The sequence below is a fragment of the Herminiimonas sp. genome, from assembly GCF_030645555.1.
Classification (GTDB): Bacteria; Pseudomonadota; Gammaproteobacteria; order Burkholderiales; family Burkholderiaceae_D; genus Oxalicibacterium.
Genome location: NZ_JAUSME010000099.1, coordinates 1 through 3564, shown reverse-complemented (window position 1 = coordinate 3564; position 3564 = coordinate 1). Strand labels below are relative to the sequence as shown.

At 55.0% G+C, this 3564-nt stretch carries 4 protein-coding genes; 1 reads left to right on the top strand and 3 read right to left on the bottom strand.

Going from position 1 to position 3564, the window contains the following annotated elements; genetic code table 11:
• Nucleotides 1-118: 118 nt before the first annotated feature.
• Nucleotides 119-415, bottom strand: a complete 297-nt coding sequence (locus tag Q7T06_RS03960; RefSeq protein ID WP_304780513.1) for a helix-turn-helix transcriptional regulator — start codon at nt 413-415, stop codon at nt 119-121.
• Between the two features lie 269 nt (nt 416-684).
• Between Q7T06_RS03960 and Q7T06_RS03955 the strand changes: the two genes are divergently transcribed.
• Nucleotides 685-1815, top strand: coding sequence for an ABC transporter substrate-binding protein (locus Q7T06_RS03955; protein WP_304780509.1), 1131 nt, complete (start codon nt 685-687; stop codon nt 1813-1815).
• A gap of 98 nt (nt 1816-1913) precedes the next feature.
• Here Q7T06_RS03955 and Q7T06_RS03950 read toward each other — a convergent pair whose 3' ends face one another.
• Complete coding sequence (locus tag Q7T06_RS03950) at nt 1914-3365, bottom strand: sensor histidine kinase (RefSeq protein WP_304780506.1); 1452 nt, start codon at nt 3363-3365, stop codon at nt 1914-1916.
• A 4-nt stretch (nt 3366-3369) separates the two neighbouring features.
• Nucleotides 3370-3564, bottom strand: a 195-nt coding sequence (locus Q7T06_RS03945; protein WP_304780502.1) for a helix-turn-helix domain-containing protein, incomplete at its 5' end; no start/stop codon positions are given.

The window sequence follows — 3564 nt, the reverse complement described above, 5'->3', positions numbered from 1 at the left end:
TGCTTTCTTGAAAAATTAGGAAATTGAACTTTGAATTGAATTTTGAATTAATTTTTGTATACCACTACAAACTATCGGGCCACATCAGGCAGCCATCCCTGGATGAATCCAGCCGCCATTACAGATCACTGTGGATGGCTTCCAGAAATGCCTGGATCGTGGCTTCATTACGCTTGAAAAATACCCATTGGCCAACGCGCCGCGACGTCACCAGCTCCGCCGCCTGCAAGGTCGCCAGATGCGCAGACACAGTCGATTGCGACAAACCGCTGCGCTTGTCGATCAAGCCGCAACACACGCCAAAATCGAGTGGATGCTCCTGTTCGGCAAAATAGACTTCCGGCGTTTTCAGCCAGGCGAGTATCTGGCGGCGTACCGGATTAGCCAGAGCCTTGTGTATGACATCGTTATCCATGTTTTCCTTTTCGACATGTTTCGTTGAAATACGAAACAAATATCGGATTACTTAGAATTTAATATCGCAATTATACGATATTAAATTCTAAGGTGCAAAAGCCACGTTTTTTACTGAATTTCAGTCTTTGTTTCCGCTTTAAGAAAAACCCTAGTCTGCCGCGGTTATTATTGTTTATAGAAAGAAAGCCCCGGAAGTGAGACTTTCAATTATCCAAGTGCCACAGAGCATGGTGATGTCTATCAATGAAACTTGTAGAGGGAACGGACATGCGATTTAAAAAAATTCCAGTACTGCTTTGCGTGTTGTTTGCATCCATCTTATGTAGAGCAGAAACAGGGGTAACGAATACCAGCATCATCCTCGGGCAGTCAGCGGCCTTAAGCGGGCCAGCCGAAGAACTGGGCAAGGGGATGCGTGATGGCGCCCAAGCATATTTTGATTCCATCAATGCACAAGGCGGTGTCTTTGGAAGAAAAATAGTGCTGAAGACCCTCGATGATGGTTATGACGCCGAACGTGCCGCTGAAAACACGAAAAAATTGATAGGACAGGAAGGCGCATTCGCACTATTCGGCTATGTAGGCACGCCGACCTCCGTAGCCTCCATGCCAGCGATCACAAAAGCGCAGATCCCAGTATTTGCTCCCTTTACAGGCGCAGAAATACTGCGTGATCCGCCCAACCGCAATGTCTTCCATGTGCGTGCCAGCTACTATCAGGAAACTGAAAAAATCATAGAACATATCACTACGCTATCCTTTAAAAAAGTGGCGGTCTTTTATCAGAATGATGCTTATGGCAAAGCAGGACTGGAAGGCGTCACGCGCGCACTGAAGAAGCGCAATATCGAGGTTGTAGCCCTCGCCACGGTAGAAAGAAACAGTACCGACGTTGCCGAGGCAGTGCAGAAAATGAAGCAGAGCGATCCACAAGCAATCGTGATGGTTTCTGCATACAATTCTTGCGCGGCATTTATCCGGGCCATGATTGCGGCGGGCAAACGTCCTCTGTTCTGGAATATTTCATTTGTCGGCAGCCGTGCGCTGGCAGAGGAATTGGGCACCGATGCTGGCGGCGTGAATATCTCGCAAGTCATGCCCGCACCCTGGGACGACATAACCCCTATCAGCAAGGAATACCGCAAGCTGTATCTGCAGAATAACAAGCGGGAATGGGACTATGTCAGCATGGAAGGCTTTATCGCGGCCAAAGTATTTGTTGAGGGCTTGAAGCGGGCCGGTAAAGACCTGACCCGCGACAAGCTGATAACGGCAATGGAATCCATGACGATGTACGACACTGGCGGCTTCGTCGTCAGATTCAGTCCCAGCCGCCACACCGGTTCCGAGTATGTCGATCTGACGATGATTTCCAAGACGGGGAAATTCCTGCACTGATCTTCAGATCAGGCATGCATCAGCAAGAGCATCTGAATTAAAAAAGGGGCAGCGTGAGCTGCCCCTTTTGATTTGCAATGCAGGCAATTACAGACCAATCATTCGGGGCTTGCAGCCGGCAGCGACAGTGTTATTTTCAAACCACCCGACTCCGCATTTTGCAGGCTCAATTGTCCTCCATACAAGCCGGCAAGATCCTGCACGATCGCCAGGCCCAGACCGGTTCCGGGCACCGATTCATCCAGGCGCACTCCCCGTGCCACCACTGCCTGCAGGTCGGCCGCATTGATACCTGGACCATCGTCTTCCACCACCACGCAAAATACCGGCGGCTCCGCAGCAGGGACAAGCCCGGCAGTGAGCACCACGCGGGCGCTCGCCCACTTGCAGGCATTGTCCAGCAGGTTGCCCAGCATTTCATGCAGGTCCTGTTCTTCACCGGCAAAGAACAAGGGAGTCGCCGGCATGTGTGTAGTGATGTTAATCACGCGGCCGGCATGCACCCGTTCCATCACGCGCACCAGGCCGGCGATCACCACGGCGACATCCGTTCTCTGCCCCGGCAAACGCTGCGTCGCGGAGACGCGGGCGCGCGCCAGATGCCAGTCTATGTGCCGGCGCGCGAGTGCAACTTGTTCCTGCACCTGTTGCGCCAGCGTGCTGCCATCGGCGTCCGCTACGCGGGCTGCGGCATGCTCGAGCACCGACAATGAAGTCTTGAGCGCATGCGCCAGATTTCCGGCCTGGGTACGTGCACGCTCTACCACCTCGCGATTCTGGTCCAGCACGCGATTAAAATCATCGACCAGCGGCTGCACCTCGGCAGGGAATTCACCCTGAAGACGCTGTGAACTGGCTTGCTGCACATCCTTGAGGCTGCGCTGCAATGCCCGCAAAGGTTTGAGGCCCACGGCCACCTGTGCCCATGCCGCCAGTGCCAGCAACAGCAACAAGGCCACTAGCGATGCCGCCAGTACGCCTGAAAATTTTGTCACCGCCTCGCGGGTCTCTTTCAGATCAGCGGCAACGATCAGGCGCCAGCGTGCCTGCGGTTGCTCTGCCGGCCGTATCGTGCGCTCCAGCAGCAGCAAGCTGCTGTCTTCCGGGCCTGTGGTTTCGTGCACATGCACAGCGCCATCAGCCAGGGTATCGGCCTGCAACTGCAGGCTGGCATCCCACAGCGAGCGCGAGCGCAGCACGCCGGCGCGCCCCCGTCCGTCTGCGGATACCTGATCAATTTGCCAGTACAGGCCGGAATAAGGTCGCTGCCAGCGTGGGTCGGACAGCGATAGCGGATCGATCAAGGGCTGGCCTGCAGCATCAAACTCGAGGCGTGCCGCGAGTTGATCGAGTTGTTGCGTCAGCTCCGCCTGGAACTGCCGCAACACATGTTCCCTGAACAAGCCGCTGAGTGTAAAACCGGCCAGCAGCAGCGCCACGGCCAGCGCCGCAATCGTCGCGCTCAGCAGGCGCAAGCGCAAGGAATTGAGCCACAGCCATCGCCCCTTGCGCGGACGCTCCACTGTGCTGCGTGGCTGCGTATTGTTCATCGGCTCATCGGTTCAAGGGTGCAGGAGGATTGAGGCGATAGCCCTGCCCGCGCACCGTCTCTATCAATTCCGCCGGCAGTTTTTTACGCAAGCGGCCGACGAAGACTTCTATCGTGTTGGAGTCGCGATCAAAGTCCTGCGCATAAATGTGCTCGGTAAGTTCAGTACGCGACACCACCATGCCCGGGCGGTGCATCAG

What these genes read in the sequence shown, in the direction of transcription:
- Q7T06_RS03960 (WP_304780513.1), bottom strand. Translation starts at nt 415, where the DNA reads ATGGATAACGATGTCATACACAAGGCTCTGGCTAATCCGGTACGCCGC.
- Q7T06_RS03950 (WP_304780506.1), bottom strand. Translation starts at nt 3,365, where the DNA reads ATGAACAATACGCAGCCACGCAGCACAGTGGAGCGTCCGCGCAAGGGG.
- Q7T06_RS03955 (WP_304780509.1), top strand. Translation starts at nt 685, where the DNA reads ATGCGATTTAAAAAAATTCCAGTACTGCTTTGCGTGTTGTTTGCATCC.